The organism is Phenylobacterium sp. (assembly GCF_036563285.1).
Taxonomy (GTDB): domain Bacteria; phylum Pseudomonadota; class Alphaproteobacteria; order Caulobacterales; family Caulobacteraceae; genus Phenylobacterium.
Window position 1 is genome coordinate 149,676 of sequence record NZ_DATCMR010000011.1, and the last position, 15,292, is coordinate 164,967.

At 71.1% G+C, this 15,292-nt stretch carries 16 protein-coding genes; 7 read left to right on the forward strand and 9 right to left on the reverse strand.

All coding sequences use genetic code 11. The features are described from left to right. Positions 1-127 precede the first annotated feature (127 nt). Positions 128-1,207, reverse strand: a complete 1,080-nt coding sequence (locus VIL76_RS11420; RefSeq protein ID WP_332045158.1) for a response regulator — start codon at positions 1,205-1,207, stop codon at positions 128-130. A gap of 137 nt (positions 1,208-1,344) precedes the next feature. Between VIL76_RS11420 and VIL76_RS11425 the strand changes: the two genes are divergently transcribed. Beyond that, positions 1,345-1,812, forward strand: a complete 468-nt coding sequence (locus VIL76_RS11425; protein WP_332045159.1) for an OmpA family protein — start codon at positions 1,345-1,347, stop codon at positions 1,810-1,812. Positions 1,813-1,818: 6 nt separating this feature from the next. Here VIL76_RS11425 and VIL76_RS11430 read toward each other — a convergent pair whose 3' ends face one another. From VIL76_RS11430 to VIL76_RS11440, 3 genes are all read right to left on the reverse strand, one after another. Beyond that, positions 1,819-3,474: an Ig-like domain-containing protein gene (locus VIL76_RS11430; RefSeq protein ID WP_332045160.1), complete on the reverse strand. Its 1,656-nt coding sequence runs from the start codon at positions 3,472-3,474 to the stop codon at positions 1,819-1,821. Between the two features lie 158 nt (positions 3,475-3,632). Continuing rightward, positions 3,633-4,388 (reverse strand): sulfite exporter TauE/SafE family protein, encoded by a 756-nt coding sequence (locus VIL76_RS11435; RefSeq protein ID WP_332045161.1) that lies wholly within the window; start codon positions 4,386-4,388, stop codon positions 3,633-3,635. A 16-nt stretch (positions 4,389-4,404) separates the two neighbouring features. Next, positions 4,405-5,226: an N-acyl homoserine lactonase family protein gene (locus VIL76_RS11440; RefSeq protein ID WP_332045162.1), complete on the reverse strand. Its 822-nt coding sequence runs from the start codon at positions 5,224-5,226 to the stop codon at positions 4,405-4,407. A gap of 55 nt (positions 5,227-5,281) precedes the next feature. Between VIL76_RS11440 and VIL76_RS11445 the strand changes: the two genes are divergently transcribed. After that, positions 5,282-5,650 (forward strand): EthD domain-containing protein, encoded by a 369-nt coding sequence (locus VIL76_RS11445; protein ID WP_332045163.1) that lies wholly within the window; start codon positions 5,282-5,284, stop codon positions 5,648-5,650. Here the strand turns inward: VIL76_RS11445 and VIL76_RS11450 are convergent. Genes VIL76_RS11450 through VIL76_RS11460 form a run of 3 tightly spaced genes read right to left on the reverse strand, consistent with a single transcriptional unit; the run spans position 5,647 to position 8,422 of the window. After that, the gene (locus tag VIL76_RS11450; protein ID WP_332045164.1) at positions 5,647-6,888 is read right to left on the reverse strand and encodes a DUF6880 family protein; all 1,242 of its coding nucleotides are present in this window, start codon (positions 6,886-6,888) and stop codon (positions 5,647-5,649) included. The genes VIL76_RS11445 and VIL76_RS11450 overlap by 4 nt on opposite strands. Positions 6,889-6,893: 5 nt before the next feature. Continuing rightward, positions 6,894-7,667: an exodeoxyribonuclease III gene (gene xth, locus VIL76_RS11455; protein ID WP_332045165.1), complete on the reverse strand. Its 774-nt coding sequence runs from the start codon at positions 7,665-7,667 to the stop codon at positions 6,894-6,896. Beyond that, the gene (locus tag VIL76_RS11460; protein WP_332045166.1) at positions 7,664-8,422 is read right to left on the reverse strand and encodes a hypothetical protein; all 759 of its coding nucleotides are present in this window, start codon (positions 8,420-8,422) and stop codon (positions 7,664-7,666) included. Before VIL76_RS11460 ends, xth begins: the two co-directional genes overlap by 4 nt. 201 nt (positions 8,423-8,623) lie before the next feature. Here VIL76_RS11460 and VIL76_RS11465 point away from each other — a divergent pair, with 201 nt between their 5' ends. Further along, on the forward strand, positions 8,624-9,103 hold the full coding sequence (locus tag VIL76_RS11465; protein WP_332045167.1) for a hypothetical protein: 480 nt from the start codon (positions 8,624-8,626) through the stop codon (positions 9,101-9,103). Positions 9,104-9,117: 14 nt separating this feature from the next. Here VIL76_RS11465 and VIL76_RS11470 read toward each other — a convergent pair whose 3' ends face one another. Then, positions 9,118-10,746: an ABC-F family ATP-binding cassette domain-containing protein gene (locus VIL76_RS11470; RefSeq protein WP_332045168.1), complete on the reverse strand. Its 1,629-nt coding sequence runs from the start codon at positions 10,744-10,746 to the stop codon at positions 9,118-9,120. Between the two features lie 297 nt (positions 10,747-11,043). Between VIL76_RS11470 and VIL76_RS11475 the strand changes: the two genes are divergently transcribed. Further along, positions 11,044-12,015, forward strand: a complete 972-nt coding sequence (locus tag VIL76_RS11475) for an outer membrane protein (protein ID WP_332045169.1) — start codon at positions 11,044-11,046, stop codon at positions 12,013-12,015. Between the two features lie 196 nt (positions 12,016-12,211). Here VIL76_RS11475 and VIL76_RS11480 read toward each other — a convergent pair whose 3' ends face one another. Beyond that, positions 12,212-13,486, reverse strand: a complete 1,275-nt coding sequence (locus VIL76_RS11480; protein WP_332045170.1) for a L,D-transpeptidase family protein — start codon at positions 13,484-13,486, stop codon at positions 12,212-12,214. Positions 13,487-13,619: 133 nt separating this feature from the next. Here VIL76_RS11480 and VIL76_RS11485 point away from each other — a divergent pair, with 133 nt between their 5' ends. The 3 genes from VIL76_RS11485 to ruvA all read left to right on the forward strand — a co-directional run bounded on the left by VIL76_RS11485 (position 13,620) and on the right by ruvA (position 15,189). Next, complete coding sequence (locus VIL76_RS11485; RefSeq protein WP_332045171.1) at positions 13,620-13,766, forward strand: hypothetical protein; 147 nt, start codon at positions 13,620-13,622, stop codon at positions 13,764-13,766. Between the two features lie 299 nt (positions 13,767-14,065). Next, a complete protein-coding gene (gene ruvC / locus VIL76_RS11490; RefSeq protein WP_332045172.1) occupies positions 14,066-14,575 on the forward strand; it encodes a crossover junction endodeoxyribonuclease RuvC in 510 nt (169 codons plus the stop codon). Further along, a complete protein-coding gene (gene ruvA, locus VIL76_RS11495; RefSeq protein WP_332046490.1) occupies positions 14,575-15,189 on the forward strand; it encodes a Holliday junction branch migration protein RuvA in 615 nt (204 codons plus the stop codon). Before ruvC ends, ruvA begins: the two co-directional genes overlap by 1 nt. Positions 15,190-15,292: the final 103 nt, after the last annotated feature.

The window sequence follows — 15,292 nt, forward strand, 5'->3', positions numbered from 1 at the left end:
GACAGCTCGCCGCTAGGCGAGCCGGGTGGGGGAGTATGGATCAAGCGCAGGCGTGGGAGTTTCGTCACCTGACTCCCCCACCCTGGCCGCTGCGCGGCCGTCCCTCCCCATTAAGGGAGGGAAAGAACTACGCCACCGCGGACAGGTCTTCGCTCTCGCGCGATAGCGCGCGCGCCAGGGCGGTGAGCAGGCCCGCCGCCGTGATCGGCATGGGCATGTGCAGGTCGCAGCCGGCCTCGACGGCCTTGGCGGCGGCGGCGCCGTCCTTCGATACCGCCAGGATCGGCGTGCGCTTGCCGCCCGCCTCGCGTTCGGCGCGGCGGATCTCGGTGACGCCGGCGAGGCCGTCGGCCATCTCCGCGTTCATCAGGATCAGGTCGAAGGCCGCGGCGCGCGACATGGCCGCAGCCTCGGCCCCGGTGTGGGCTTCGGAGAGCTCGATCTCCACCTCGGCCTCGGCCAGCACCATGCGGGTGGCTTGGCGGCGCGCGGAGTCGGCGTCGACGGAGAGCACGCGGATGCGGCCGCCGGGCACGGCCTTCAGGACCGGCTTGCGGCCGTCTTCCAGGAGGGCGTCGGCCACCAGGCGGTCGAGCGAGGCCGCGGCCCCTTCGATCACCTGGACCATGCGCTTCAGGTCGGGCGTGTCGCAGACGCGGGTGAGCACCTTGGCGGCGCCCAGCAGGCCGTCGAGCGGCGCGCGGACTTCCGGCTCCAGCTCCGCCAGGACCGCAGACTTGTTCTCGGCGTCGGTGACGGCGCCCTTCAGGCCCTCGAGGGTCTGTTCCAGTTCGCGGTACGCGACCTGCGCCTGATCCTCGGCGCGCTTGCGGCGCAGCTGCATCTCCACGCGGGCGCCGGCGATCTCCATGTCCACCGGCTTGGTGATGTAGTCGTTGGCGCCCATCAGCAGGGCTTCCACGACGTCCTCGGAGGCCGACTTCGCGGTGACCATGATCACCGGCAGCTGGGCCTCGGTGTATTCGGTGCGCACCCGGCGCAGCACCTCAAGGCCGTCGATGCCGGGCATCATCACGTCCAGCAGCACGCAGTCGAAGGATTCGGCCGCGATCTTCGCCAGCGCGCCCTCGCCGTCTTGGGCCTCGGTCACGTGGTAGCCGAGCTTTGAGAACCTGCGCCGCAGGATCTCCCGGTTCTCCTCGACGTCGTCGACGACGAGCAGGCGGGGGTTGTTTTCGTTCGACATCGGATCTGGCCCAGCGGAATTGCGCTGTTTTGCGCGTTACCGCGGAGCATGAGGCGCCACGCTTAAGTAACGGTGTATGCTGAGCAGGCGCCGTCGCGAGGTTGAGTTCGCGCCCGCCTTGAGCAACATGCGCGCCCATGAAGACTGCCGTTCCCTTCGCCGTGCTGGCGATGTCCCTGGGCCTCGCCGCGTGCGCGACGAAGAGGATCGACCCGCCCCCGTCGCCGGCCATCCTCGAAGCGCGCGCCAAGGCCCAGGCGGCCAAGGGCAAGGCCCCGGAGCGCTGCGGCCTCTACACCTTCGTCACCTCGGCCCCCGTGAGGGTCCCCTTCCCGTACAACAGGGCCGAGCTCAGCGAGACGGAACGCGAGCAGCTCACCCGCGCCGCCGTCTGGCTGAACTGCAATCCGGCGGTCTGGGCCACGATCAACGGCCAGGACGACGCCCAGGGGACGCCGGAGGCGCGCAGGGCCTTGGCCAACGCCCGCGTGGCCGCGGTCCGCACGGCCCTGGTCACCGCCGGGGTGCATCCCGACCGCATCCTCGCCTACAAGCCCACCTCCGCGGCCACCCTGGTGCTGGAGGCGCGCGGCCGCGGCTGGTGAACGGCCCTAGCCGAACAGGAAGTCGCCGGCCGAGAGGCTGGAGAGCGCCACGTTCTTCAGCGTGATGGCGTGGGTGGGATCCAGCGTGATCACCACGTCCGCCCCCTGCTGCTTGGCGATGGCCTTCAGCTCGGCCCAGGTGTCGGCGAGCGCGTCGTCGACCTGCACCTTGTCCCAGCCCGGCCGGAAGTCGGACACCGCCGACTTGCCCCAGGCGCCTTCGAAGACGAACAGGTCCTTGCCGTAGCCGCCGGTCAGCGTCGTGTCCGGCGTGGCCACCAGCACGTCGTCCTCGCCCGTGCCCGTCAGCTTGCCGAAATAGGAGCCGAACAGCGTCGCCTCGGAAGTCGCGCTGTTGCCGGCCGCGTCGGTCGCCCGCGCGGTGACGGCGTGCACGCTCTTGGTCCCGAGGTTAGCCGCCAGGCTCCACTTGCCGTCGTCGCCCGCCGTCGTCGTGCCGATCAGGGTCGAGCCGTCATAGACGGCCACCTTCGCCCCGGCCTCCGCTAGGCCGGAGACGCCCTGGGCGCTCACCGCGCCCACGGACGCCGCCGGGGCCTTGCTGTCGACGGTGACCGTCACGGCGTCCGAGGCGCCGGAAATGCCGGCGGCGTCCTTCCCGACCACGGTCAGGCTGTGCGTCCCGTCGGCGAGCGCGGTGGAGGTCAGGGTGAAGGTCCCCGCCCCGTCTGCGCGGCCGGTCGCCACCACCTTGTCGCCGTCCAGCAGGGTGACGGCGGCGTACTTCCCGGCCACGCCGGTGATGGTGACCGTGCGGTCGTTGGTGAGCCCGTCGCCCTTGGCGCCGCTGTCGCTGGACGCCGCCAGCGAGACATTGCCGGGCGTCACGTCCGCCACCGCCAGCGAGGTCTGGATGTAGTCGAGCACGGTCGCGATGCCGGTGTAGGTGGCCAGCAGGGTGGCGGCCTGCGCCCCGGCCTCGGTGGGGTTGGCGCTCATCATGGCCGCCGCCGCTCCGATCGCCTTGATGAGGATCATGTCCATGGGCGAGATGCCCTCGAACGGCTCGTCGCCGCTCAGGAGGAAGCCCAGCGCCAGGGCTCCGGCGTAGACCGACGGCGCCCCCTGCGCCCCGTCGCCGGCGACGACCACGCCTGCGAACATGTCGATCCGGTTGTCGTCGACGATCAGGGCGCCGTTCCCGAGCGCCGTCCCGTCGAGGAAGGTGTAGGCGGAATCCACGTCGACGTTGAAGCCGCTGTAGCCGCCGGTCGTCGCGCTCGAGCCGCCATAGCCATCGCCGCACCAGCTGCGCTGGTCGCCGCAGTAGGTCTTCAGGTCCGCGCAGGAGAACGTGCGCGGATCGAACGTCAGCTCGCCCACCAGGGCGAGCGTGCCCGAGAAGTGGCCCGACCCGCCGGCCTTGGTCGAATAGTCGACGTCCACCACGGTCGACAGCGTGAAGTTCACCGTCACCTGGGTCGGCGTGCGCGTGATGATCAGGCTCACCGCCTGGTCGACCGCGATCGAGAGCTGCGGCGCGCCATAGCAGTCGTAGACCGTGGCGCTGGAGATCTCGGCGACGTTGGTGAAGACCTGCGGGCCTTCCTCGATCAGCGACACGGCGCCGAGGTGTTCGGCGTCCCCGTAGCGGGACTCGACGCTTTCGTCGTAGGTGCGGGTGTAGACGGTGTCCGGCATGGCAGGTTCCATCCAATGGCTACGGCCGCGTCCCTACGGCCAAGCTAAGCCATTGTGTTTGCGCGCTTTTGCGGCGGCCGCCACCGAGTCACCCAAACCCCCGGTTGCGCCACGCGACCTGCAGTCGCAGGCCCGCCCCGGCGCCGCGGCATGACGCCCTAGCCGCCGCGCGCCGCCTGCCAGATGAGCTGCCCGCCCACCAGGATCATCAGCACGTAGATGATCGTGTAGAACCGCTGCGCATCCACCCGCCGCACCAGCCAGACGCCGGCTATGGTCGAGGCGATCGCCACCGGCGCCAGCACCGCCGCCGTGGCCAGGTTCTGGGGCGTGAACTGCCCCAGGGCCAGGTAGGCCGGGACCTTCAGCCAGTTGATCACCGCGAAGAAGATCGCCGTGGTCCCCACCAGCACCCCCGGCGCCAGGCCCTTCGGCAGCACCCACATCTGGAACGGCGGCTGGCCGGCGTGGGCGATCTGGCTGGTGAAGCCCGCCGCCACGCCCAGCGCCGCGCCCACGGCCGGCGGCGCATTGCGCGGCGCCACTACCCGCCCGCCGCGCGACGTCCACAGCCGGTGCGCGGCGAACGCGATCGATATCCCGCCCAGCACCGCCAGCACCACCGTCGACGACACCCGCGCAGCCAGCAGCCAGCCCAGCCCTATGCCCACCGCCGCCGGGGGGATCATCAGCGCCAGCACGCCCTTGTCCCACTCGCGCCGGAACGCCCACACCCCCACCACGTCCTGCAGGATCAGGATCGGCAGCAGGATGGCGGCGGCCTGCACGGGCGACACCCGCAGCGCCAGCAGCGGCATGGCCATGGCGCCGACGCCCGCGAACCCGCCCTTGGCGAGCCCCATCAGCACGACCGCCGGCACGGCCAGCGCGTAGAACAGCGGGTCGCTGATCATCCGGCCCGGCGCTAGCCTACCTCAGCGCCTGCGGGAACTTCGGCATGGCCGCGAAGTCCTCCGGCACGTGCTGGCGCACCACCCGGGCCTTCTCCTTCGCCGCGATCTGCTCGGCCAGCGCGTAGCTCTTCAGCGTCTGCTCGCGGTTGAAGTTGAACCGCGGCACCCGCTTGGCCGCCCGGCTCTCGGCGATGTGCCACAGGTCGCCGGTGAGCAGCACATTGCCGGCCTGCCGCAGCTTCACCAGCAGCAGGGTGTGGCCCGGCGTGTGCCCCGGCGCCGGGATCACCATGACCGAGCCGTCGCCGAACACGTCGTGCGGCGCCTCGCCCTTGATCTCCACCGTCTTGGCCCCCTCCAGCGCCGAATAGGCGCCGAACTGCGAGGCGTTGGCCCGCGCCTGCGGCCGGAAGGCGTATTCCTTCTCCCGCTCGTGCACGATCCAGGTGGAGCCGGCGAACACGCCGGCCTGGCCGATGTGGTCGAAGTGGCTGTGCGAGACCGACAGGTACTCGATGTCCTTCGGGGCCAGGCCGAGCTCCTTAAGGCTGTCCACCAGCGGCTTGGCCGCGCCCGGCGGCGGCGTCGCCGGGACCGGCAGCCCGGTATCCCATACGAGGTCCCCCTTCGGGTGGCGGATCAGGTAGCACGGCACCACCAGCTTCTTCGGCACGCCCTTGTAGGCCCCGTCGTCGGCGAAGGTGTCCGCATCCGGCAGGTCGAACTTCCCGCAGTCGATCGCATAGAGCCGCACGTCCGGCTTCCCCTGCGCCGCCGCGCCGCCCGCCATCGCCAGGGCCGCCGCGGCCCCCAGCGCCAAAGCCCGCAAGATCATCATGGCCCCTCCCCGTTGCTGCGCTTAGCCTGCGCCGGGACACGTGCGCGGAGCAAGCATGATCAAGCTCACCTTCTGCCTGAAGCGCCTGCCGCACCTCAGCCGCGAGCAGTTCCAGGCCTACTGGCGGAACACCCACGGCCCGCTGGTCGCCAGCGTCGCCGACACCCTGAAGATCCGCCGCTACGTCCAGCTCCACAGCGTCCCGGCCGAGCTCAGCGCCCCGCTCGCCGCCTCCCGCGGCGCGCCCGACGACTTCGACGGCGTCGCCGAGCTGTGGTTCGACAGCCTCGAGGTGGTCGCCGCCAACGGCGCCCGCGAGGAGGCCCGCCAGGCCGCGGCCCTGCTGCTGGCCGACGAGCGCAAATTCATCGACCTCGCCCGCTCCCCACTCTGGTGGGGCGAGGAGCACGTCGTCGTCGGCTAGGCCCCGATGGAGTCCGCCTCCGCCGTCAGCCGGTCGCAGGCGGCGAACTCGCGCCGGCGGAACGCCGCCGCCGCCGCCTTGCGCAGCAGCACGTTGGCGGCCTCCGGAAACCGCGCCCGCAGCCGCCCGGCCCAGAGCTCCGCCAGCTCCGCCGCCACGCCGGCCTCGTCGGCGCGCGCCCGGATCATCCGCGCCGCCTCGGGCAGCGCCGGCCAGTCCATCAGCAGCCTCAGCCCCGCCGCGAAGTCCGCATGCCCGGCGGCCAGCGCGAACACCTTCTCCTCCGCCTCAACGTCGTCGAAGCCGGTCAGCCGGCTGACGAACGCCTTGGCCCGCTCCACCGACAGCGTCCGCTCGAACGACGCCCAGCGCGCATCCTGCGCCGGCTGCGCCTGCCCCGAGCCCTCGAGCCAATCGATCCACACGCTCTCCCAGCCGAAGTCGGGCGTCGCCCGGCCCAGCAGCTTGCCTTTCGGGGCCGCGGCCTTCAGCACCTCGCCGGCCTCCTCCACCCGCCCCGCCGTCAGCAGCCTGCGGCCCACCTCCGCCGCCGCCTCCGGGGTCTTCAGCGCCGCAGCCGTCCAGGTCGCCCGGTAGGCGTCCACATTGCCCGCCGCGTCCGCCAGCCGGCGTAGGGGCCCCATCCAGGTCGCCGACGCCCCCGGCCGCGCGCTGAGCCGGGTCAGCACCGCCTCGGCCAGCTCCGCCGGCGCGCCCTCCAGCACCGCCGGCAGCCAGGCCGCCCAGTCCCCCGGCGACGCGGCGATGGCGTCCGCCAGCCGCCCGGCGTCGTCGGCCTGCACCAGCCCCGACAGGTCCCCCGCCGCGCGGGCGAACACCGCCGCGATCCCGCCGTCCTTGTCGCGCACCCGGGTCCGCACCCGTGGCGCCACGCCTAGGAACACGAACAGCCGCTCGCGCGCCGCCTCGCCGTCCAGCCCCGCCAGCCGCCCGGCGATCAGTCCGCGCAGGCCCTCCAGGTCGCGCACGAACGCGCCCCTCTGCCGCCACGACACCCGCCCGCCGCTGCCCTGCAGCGAGCCCAGCCGCTTGTCGATCTCCAGCGTCAGGTGCTCCACGCCCTGCTCGGCCGCCAGCTCCATCCGCAGCCGCCGCTTCAGCTCCGGCCGGTTCTGCGCCGCCGCCGCCAAAAGCTCCGCCAGCCGCTCGGGCCCGAGCCTGGCCAGGTTCTCCGGCGTGACCTTCTTCAGGCTGGCGACGGTGGGCTTCTTGGCCATGGCGTCTAGAGGTCGAGCTCGATCCACGTCGGCGCGTGGTCGCTCGGCTTCTCCTTCGCCCGCGCCTCGCGGTCCACGCCGGCGGCCTTCAGCTTCGGCGCCAGCGATGGGCTCAGCAGCAGGTGGTCGATCCTCAAGCCGGCGTTGCGCGCGAACGCGTTCCGGAAGTAGTCCCAGAAGGTGTAGATCCGCTCGCCCGGATGCAGCGTCCGCAGCGCGTCGGTCCAGCCCTGCGCCAGCAGCTGCGCATAGGCGTCCCTCACCTCCGGCCGGAACAGGGCGTCGTCGCGCCAGCGCTCCGGCGCATAGACGTCGAGGTCGGTGGGCATGACGTTGTAGTCGCCGGCCAGCACCACCGGCGCCCCGCTGGCCAGCAGCCCGGCGGCATGGGCCTGCAGCCGCGCGAACCACGCCAGCTTGTAGTCGAACTTCGGCCCCGGCGCGGGATTGCCGTTCGGCAGGTACAGCGAGGCGACGACCAGCCCGCCCACCTCCGCCTCGATGTAGCGCGAGTGCGCGTCCTCCGCGTCGCCCGGCAGCGCCCGGATCCGCTCTGCCGGCGCGCCGACGCGGCTCAGGATCGCCACCCCGTTCCAGCTCTTCTGCCCGTGCCAGATGGCCTCGTAGCCCAGGGCGTTCAGCTCGGCCTGTGGGAACCGCTCGGTTGGCGCCTTCAGCTCCTGCAGGCAGCAGATGTCCGGCCGCGCCTCGTCCAGCCACTCCAGCAGCCTGGGCAGGCGGGCCCCGATCCCGTTGATGTTGAACGTGGCGATCCTCATGGCGCGGGATCAATGCACGAGTCCGCGCCGAAGGTCCGCACGCCGTCGTAGACCACCTGCCCGCCGACCTCGACGCTGACCCGCTCCGGCCCCGTCGGCGCGGCGTAGCGCAGCGTCGCCAGCCGCGCCGCCCGCCGCCTCGCCGCCCGCTCGGCCCGCCGCAGGTTGCGCTCCGACGCGGCCTCCGTCCCCAGCCACGGCGCCTCCTCGACGGCCACCTCCGCCAGCACCCAGGCCGCCGTCGCCCGCGCGTGAGCATAGGGCGCCCGAAGCTCCGGATACCGCTTCAGCCAGTTGTAGAAGGTGCCCGGGCAAGGCGCCCAGTCCTCGCGGCACACCTGCGCCAGCGTGCGCCCCTCGGCCAGCTGCTCGAGGATCCGCCCCGCCACATGGTGGTCGAGGAAGTAGCCGTCGAGCCCGTCGTTCCAGGCGCTGCGCCGCCGCACCCCCGCGGGCACAACCGGCCGCGCCGCCAGCTTCGCATCCCGCTCCGCCAAAGCCCGGGCCCGCGCCGTCTCCAGCGCATGGCGCTTCATCGCGGCGAACGGCGGATGCGCGCGGGCCCAGTTCCAGATGGTCTTGCCGGTCGGCATCGCCGGGTCGGCGCAGATCGAGGCGATGCTCTCCCCCGCCGCGATCCGCCGGCAGATCGCGGCCCCCAGCTCCGGCCGGTACTTCGAAGCAAAGATCCCCGCCGGCGGCGCCTGCTTGCGCAACGTCCGCCGCGCCTGCGGGCGCATGGATGACCGAGACATCCCGCCAGGGTCTCACGCCACCAGCTGAAACCCGGCAAAAAACCTCACCGAAATCCTTCCCCGCAAGCGGGGGAGGGGGACCGCGAAGCGGTGGAGGGGGTGAGGAGGGACCGATTGCGGCAACGCAATCGGTATCCGATCGCTCCAGTGGAGCGGTCGGCCCGACGAACGCGGCCGCACGGCGCTATGTTACAGGCCAGCATGCACCCGCTCGTTGCCCTAGCCGTTGCAGCCGCGACGCTCGCCACCCCCGCCGCCGCCGCCCCGGCCCTCACGGACGCCCATATCCGCGCCTTCCTCGCCCAGCAGGAGAAGGCCTGGAACACCGCCGCCCTGCCCGCCTACTTCTCAGCCTTCGAGCCCAAGGCGACCTTCACGGACCAGTACCGCACCCCCGCCGGCAAGCTCGTCCCCTACGGCACGAGCACGCTGGCCCAGGCCCGCGCCCAGACCACCAAGTTCCGCGCCAGGTCCAAGGTCGCCGAAACCCACCGCATCGTCCGCATCACGCTTTCCCCCGACGGCCGCAGCGCGCAGGTCCTCGCCTATGTCACCTCGCAGATCACGACCGGCGCAACCCGCCGCACCACCTGCGCCGAGCGGCGGCAGGAGCTGGTGCTGGCCGGCGGGCGCGTGCGGTCGCAGGGGGTGACGGACACGTTTGTGAGGTGTGGGCGGTGAGGCGGGCTAGGTCGCTACCCGCCCGGGTGCAGCCCCGGCGCTTCCTGGCCCGTGCGGGCCACGTATTCCGTGTAGCCGCCGCCGTACTGATGGACGCCCTCCGGCGTCAGCTCCAGCACGCGGTTCGACAGGGCGGCCAGGAAATGCCGGTCGTGTGAGACGAAGAGCATCGTGCCTTCGAAGTCCGCCAGGGCCGCCACCAGCATTTCCTTGGTGGCCATGTCGAGGTAGTTGGTCGGCTCGTCGAGGACCAGCAGGTTCGGCGGATCGAACAACATCTTGGCCATGACCAGCCGCGCCTTCTCGCCGCCCGACAGGACGCGGCAGGGCTTTTCCACGTCGTCGCCTGAGAAGCCGAAGCACCCGGCCAGCGTGCGCAGCGCGCCCTGGCCGGCGTGGGGGAAGGCGCCGTCCAGCGACTCGAAGACCGTGTCTTCGCCGTCGAGCAGGTCCATCGAGTGCTGGGCGAAATAGCCCATCTTCACGCTCGCCCCGAGGCTTACCGCGCCGCGGTCGGGCGTGGTGGCGCCGGCGACCAGCTTCAGGAGCGTCGACTTGCCGGCGCCGTTGGCCCCCAGCACGCACCAGCGTTCCTTGCGGCGCACCAGGAAGTCGAGACCCTCATAAATCGTCTGCGACCCGTAGCCCTTGTGCACCTGGCGCAGGCTGATCACGTCGTCGCCGGAGCGCGGCGGGCTCCTGAACTCGAACTGGACCGACTGGCGGCGGCGCGGCGGCTCTACCCTTTCGATCTTGTCGAGCTTCTTGACCCGGCTCTGCACCTGGGCGGCATGCGAGGCGCGCGCCTTGAACCGCTCGATGAACTTGATCTCCTTGGCCAGCATCGCCTGCTGCCGCTCGTATTGCGCCTGGCGTTGCTGCTCGCTGAGCGCGCGCTGCTGGTCGTAGAAGTCGAGATCGCCGGAATAGGTGATCAGCGAACCGCCGTCGATCTCGACCACCTTGCCGATGATCCGGTTCATGAAGGCGCGGTCGTGCGACGTCATCAGCAGGGCGCCGTCGTAGCTCTTCAGGAAGGCCTCGAGCCAGATGAGGCTCTCCAGGTCGAGGTGGTTGCTGGGCTCGTCGAGCAGCATGCCGTCGGGCCGCATGAGCAGGATGCGGGCCAGCGCCACGCGCATCTTCCAGCCGCCGGACAGCAGACCCACGTCGCCATCCATCCGCTCCTGGCTGAAGCTCAGGCCGGCCAGCACCTCGCGCGCGCGGGCCTCCAGCGCATAGCCGTCCAGCTCCTCGAACTGGTGCTGCACCTCGCCGTAGCGTTCCATGATGGCGTCCAGCGCGTCGGCCTGGGCCGGGTCGACCATGGCCGCCTCGAGGCTCGCCATCTCCGCGGCGAGCGCGCTGACGGGACCGACGCCGTCCATCACCGCCGCCACCGCGCTCTGGCCGGACATCTCGCCGACGTCCTGGCTGAAGTAGCCGATGGTCATCCCCGGATCGATCACCACCAGGCCGTCGTCGGGTTGCTCCTGGCCCGTGATCATCCGGAACAGCGTCGTCTTGCCCGCCCCGTTCGGGCCGACCAGTCCGACCTTCTCCCCCTTCTGCACCCCCATCGAGGCTTCGATGAAGAGGATCTGGTGGCCGTTCTGCTTGGAAATGTTGTCGAGGCGGATCATGCGGCGGTCCGCTAACGCGGCGGCCAGCAGAACGCCAGCCTCGACCGGGCGGCTATTCGTCCCGGCGGCCAGATGACGACGGCCGAACAGTTGACGTTGCGCAGGTCCGCTAAGGGTGGAAAGCGGACGTCGCCTGACGGCGGCGGCGGGCGGGCGGTGGGGGATCCATGGCTGCGCTCCGCGGTCCGCGGCCCGGAAGTCGCGGTGTGTGGCCTTTGGGCGACACCCATTTTCGCCAGGCGAGCGTTTGGAGTGTGGCGCTCCCGCGGGGAGCCGCGGTGAACTTGGGGTTGATATATGATCAGACGAATGCTGCTGGCAGGGACGGCCCTCGTCGCCACCTCGGCCATCACTACCACCGCCAACGCGCAATCCTGGTGGCCCGCCGGCTATATCGCCGGCGACATCGGCTACACCTGGCCGGAAGGCTTCGAGGGGACGTCCGACGTCAACGCATCGAACGGCCAGCCCTACAACTGGACCTTCTCTCCGGAGAACGCGACGGCCGCGTGGCTGCGCCTCGGCACGCGCATTGCGCCCAGCTGGCGCGTCGAGCTGGAAGGCAGCTACCGCAAGAGCGACATCGAGTCGGTCCGCGGCAGCAACACCGTCCAGCCGATCGGCCTCTGCACGGCGGGGATCCGCCGTACGGCGGCGGCCCCGACCTGCGGCGCGCCTGCGGGCGAATTCCGCGTCGGCACCGCGATGCTGAACGTGCTCTACGACTTCATGCCCGAAGCGACGTTCAACCCGTTCCTGGGCGTGGGCGTCGGCTGGGCTGAAGCGCACAACAAGGTCTACGGCCAACTCTCCGGCGTGCCCGCCGGCGCGGCGCCGTTCCAGAACACCAGCTTCGATGACGTCGACGGCGCCTTCGCCGCCCAGGTCATCGCCGGCCTGGCCTGGAACTTCGCTCCGCAATGGAGCCTGGACCTGACCGGCCGCTATCTGATGACCGGCGACCTGGACTTCGGCTCCAACACCCGCAATGCCGGCGTTGGCCCGGGCACGGCTGGGGCGATTACCCACGTCGGCACGTTCGAGGGCGACTACCGCGAGACCTCGCTCTCGCTGGGCGTGCGTTACACCTTCGCGGCTCCCCCGCCGCCGCCGCCGCCGCCGCCTCCGCCGCCTCCGCCTCCGCCTCCGCCGCCGCCGCCGCCGCCTGCCACGCAGACGTGCCCGGATGGGTCGGTGATCCCGGCGACGGACACGTGCCCGGTTGCGCCGCCGCCCGCGCCGCCGCCGGTTGCGCCGGTCCGCGGCTAAGCGAAAGGAGCAGGCTCTCTCGGGAACCTGCCTCCTGCAGCAAGGCAGAACGAGAACGGGGTGGAGCTTCGGCTCCGCCCCGTTTTTTTATGCCTTCAGGAAAGCGCCCGTCGCTTTGTTCGGACAAAGCAAAGGGCGGAGCGCCTGCCCGGCGCCCCGCCCTCGCTGATATCCGGAACTAACGCCCGCAGGGAGGTCAGGGGGCCCCGCGCGTCGGGCTGGTGTAGGTCGCCGCGGCGAGTTGCCGGTCTGGGCGGCCGTCCCACCCATAGGGGTCGCCACGCGACGCCAGCTTGCCGTCGGGGCCGGCCTCCTGGGTCAGGTAGGTCACATAGATCCGCACGCCCTCGGGGAGCTTGACGAGAACGTCGGCTTCCTTGGTGCTCGGCGCCGGGGTGTTGCCGTGGAGCCAGCGGTAGAAGCGCTGGGCATCTTCCAGTCGCACGCAGCCGTTGGAGAGATGCCTGTCGGCGAGGCTGAACTTGGACTTGTCCAGCGTGTCGTGGAGGAAGATGTCCTGCCCGCTCGGAAACGGGATCTTCATGCTTGCAAGGCTGTTCAGCGGGCCCGGGCGCTGCCGGACCCGAACCAGCCCGGGATCCTTGGCCAGCGCCGCCCACTTCACCTCGGACGCGGGAACAACCGTGGCTTCATTGGTCCAGTTGCTCATCACTTCATAGCCGTTGCGCTTCAGATAGGCGTTGCCGCCTTTCAGGACGCCGGGAGCGATGATCTTCTTGGTCAGGCTGGGCGGAACCTCCCAATAAGGATTGAGCACAACATAGTGGATGATGCTCGCGATCATCGGCGTCTGCGTTTCGCGGGTTCCGACGATCACCTTCATCCGGTCCACCGCCTGGCCATCTTCATACATCGTCAGGGTCGCATTGCCCGCGTCCACCACCGCGAACCGGCCCACGGCCGGAAGCACCCGCGCGCGCTCAAGGTTTGAAAGAAGCTCCGGCGTCGCAGTCGTCATTCCCGCGGCCAGCGCGGCGTCACGCAACGACCGGTAAATCGGATTGACGTCTGACATTCGGGTCAACGCCGCGCCGAGGTCCGGAGCCGCAGCTGTGGCGAGCAGGATCTGATCCGGCCGGCGGTGCGGAGCGAGCAACTCGTATCCGTAGACCAGGCCCTTGGGCGGCGTGCGCAGGTGCTGCATGTAGGCGACCCAGGCCTTGCTGATGCGCACTTCGGACGCGCGGGTCGCCTCCGCGTTGCCGGGAGCCGCCGAAGCGAGCGCGGCATCGACATCGGCGGCGAGCGCCGGACCGGCGGCGAAGCCGTCGATGGTCGACCGGCGCAGGAGGCCCGACAGGCGGCTGGCCGCAGCCCGGGTGGCGTCGCTGCGCAGCCAGATCGGAGCATCGCCATACTGGAAATAGTAGAGCTCGACCGGGTCGGTCGGAGCCACCCGCGCTGCCGCGACCGGAACCGACGTGACCGGAACCGGCGCGGCCTTGGGCATCTTGCGGGCGTCAGCCGCGCCAGACACTGCAACAAGCGCCAGACTAGCAGTGCAAAGCAAGAGCTTGTTCACCAAGAATCCCCGTTGATCGACGGTCTCCTCAGCTTTCTACCGGTGCGGGGCTGTCGGGCAAGTGAACCGCGCCCACAGTGCGAAACGGCCGCGGACGCCGTCGTATGAGGCCAAGCAGTTCATCGGTCAGACCGGCGACGGCGTGAAGGAACCGCTGAACCGTCACGCGACCATCGACATCGCGCCGAAAGCGATCGGTTCAGAGTAGTGCGTAAGGGGAGACCGGCGGAGACGGCGGGCTCCTTTCGTTTGGCGGCCCGGGAACGGCGGCGAGCGGCGCGAGTTGGGACAGGGCAGCGCGGGATTGAGCCCTCGGCGCTGCGCTCGATCTCACGCCCCCGGCGCCGCAGGGCCCCGGGGGCGCTTTTGTGCGGGCTCAGGCCGTCGCGGCTAGGGCGCGCGGGCCCGGCCGGCAGCGGGCCTCGCGGCGCCGCTCATACGCGGCCTCCTCCCATCCACCTTTCCGCAAGCTTTCCCGCGTCGGATGGGGCACCTTCGGAACAGACCATGAACCCGATTCGCCCCATCCGCATCCTTGGCCTCGATCCCGGCCTGCGCCGCACCGGCTGGGGCGTGGTGGAGTGCCTGGGCGCGCGCCTGTCCCACGTGGCGCACGGGGTGATCACCCCGCCCACCGAGGCGCCCTTCGCCGAGCGGCTGTGCTTCCTCTACGACGCGATCGCCGCGGTGATCGCGGCCCATGCCCCCGACGAGGCGGCGGTGGAGGAGACCTTCATGAACTCCAACGCCCAGTCGGCCCTGAAGCTCGGCCACGCCCGGGCCTGCGCCATGCTGGCCCCGGCCCGCGCCGGCCTGCCGGTGGGCGAATACGCCGCCACCGTGGTCAAGAAGGCGGTCGTCGGGACGGGGGGAGCCGATAAATCCCAGGTGGGCTTCATGATCGCCCGCCTGCTGCCCACCGCCGGCAAGACCACCGCCGACGCCGCCGACGCGCTCGCCGTCGCCATCGTCCACGCCCACTCGCGCACCCGCGGTCAGCTACGCGGGGCGGCATGATGATCGGCCGGCTGCGCGGCGTCGTCGCCGAGGTGGGCGAGGAGGACGCCCTGATCGACGTGGTCGGCGTGGGCTATGTGGTCCGTTGCGGCTCGCGCACGCTCACCCGCCTGCCGGAGATCGGCTCGGAGGCCCTGCTCCACGTGGAGACCATCTGGGGCGAGCAGACCGGCATGACGCTCTACGGCTTCCTGAGCCGCGACGAGCGCCGCGCCTTCGTGATCCTGAAGACCATCCAGGGGGTGGGCCCCAAGGCCGCCCTGGCCGTCCTCGACGTGCTCTCCCCGCCCGAGCTCGCCGCCGCCTGCGCCCGCGACGACAAGGCCGCCATCGCCCGCGCCCAGGGCGTGGGACCCAAGCTTGCCGCCCGCATCGCCATCGAGCTGAAGGACAAGCCGATCCACGACGGCCCGGTGCAGGCCTTCCACGCGTCCATTCCCGCCGCCGAAGCCGCCAAGCCGAGCCTCGCCGGCGAGGCCGTGGCCGCCCTGATGGGCCTAGGCGTCGCCGAGCCCCACGCCCGCCGCGTGGTCGAAGCCGCCGCCGTCCGGCTCGGCGAAGACGCCGCCCCCGCCGCCCTCATCAAGGCGGCGCTCCAGGAGCTGGGGCGGTGACTTTTAAAACCCGCTCATCCCCGCGGAGCCGGGCACCCAAGCTGACTCCGTGGACGTCCTCAGCGCGGCGTGAAATCCGCCACGCCCCATGGGTCCCCGCCTT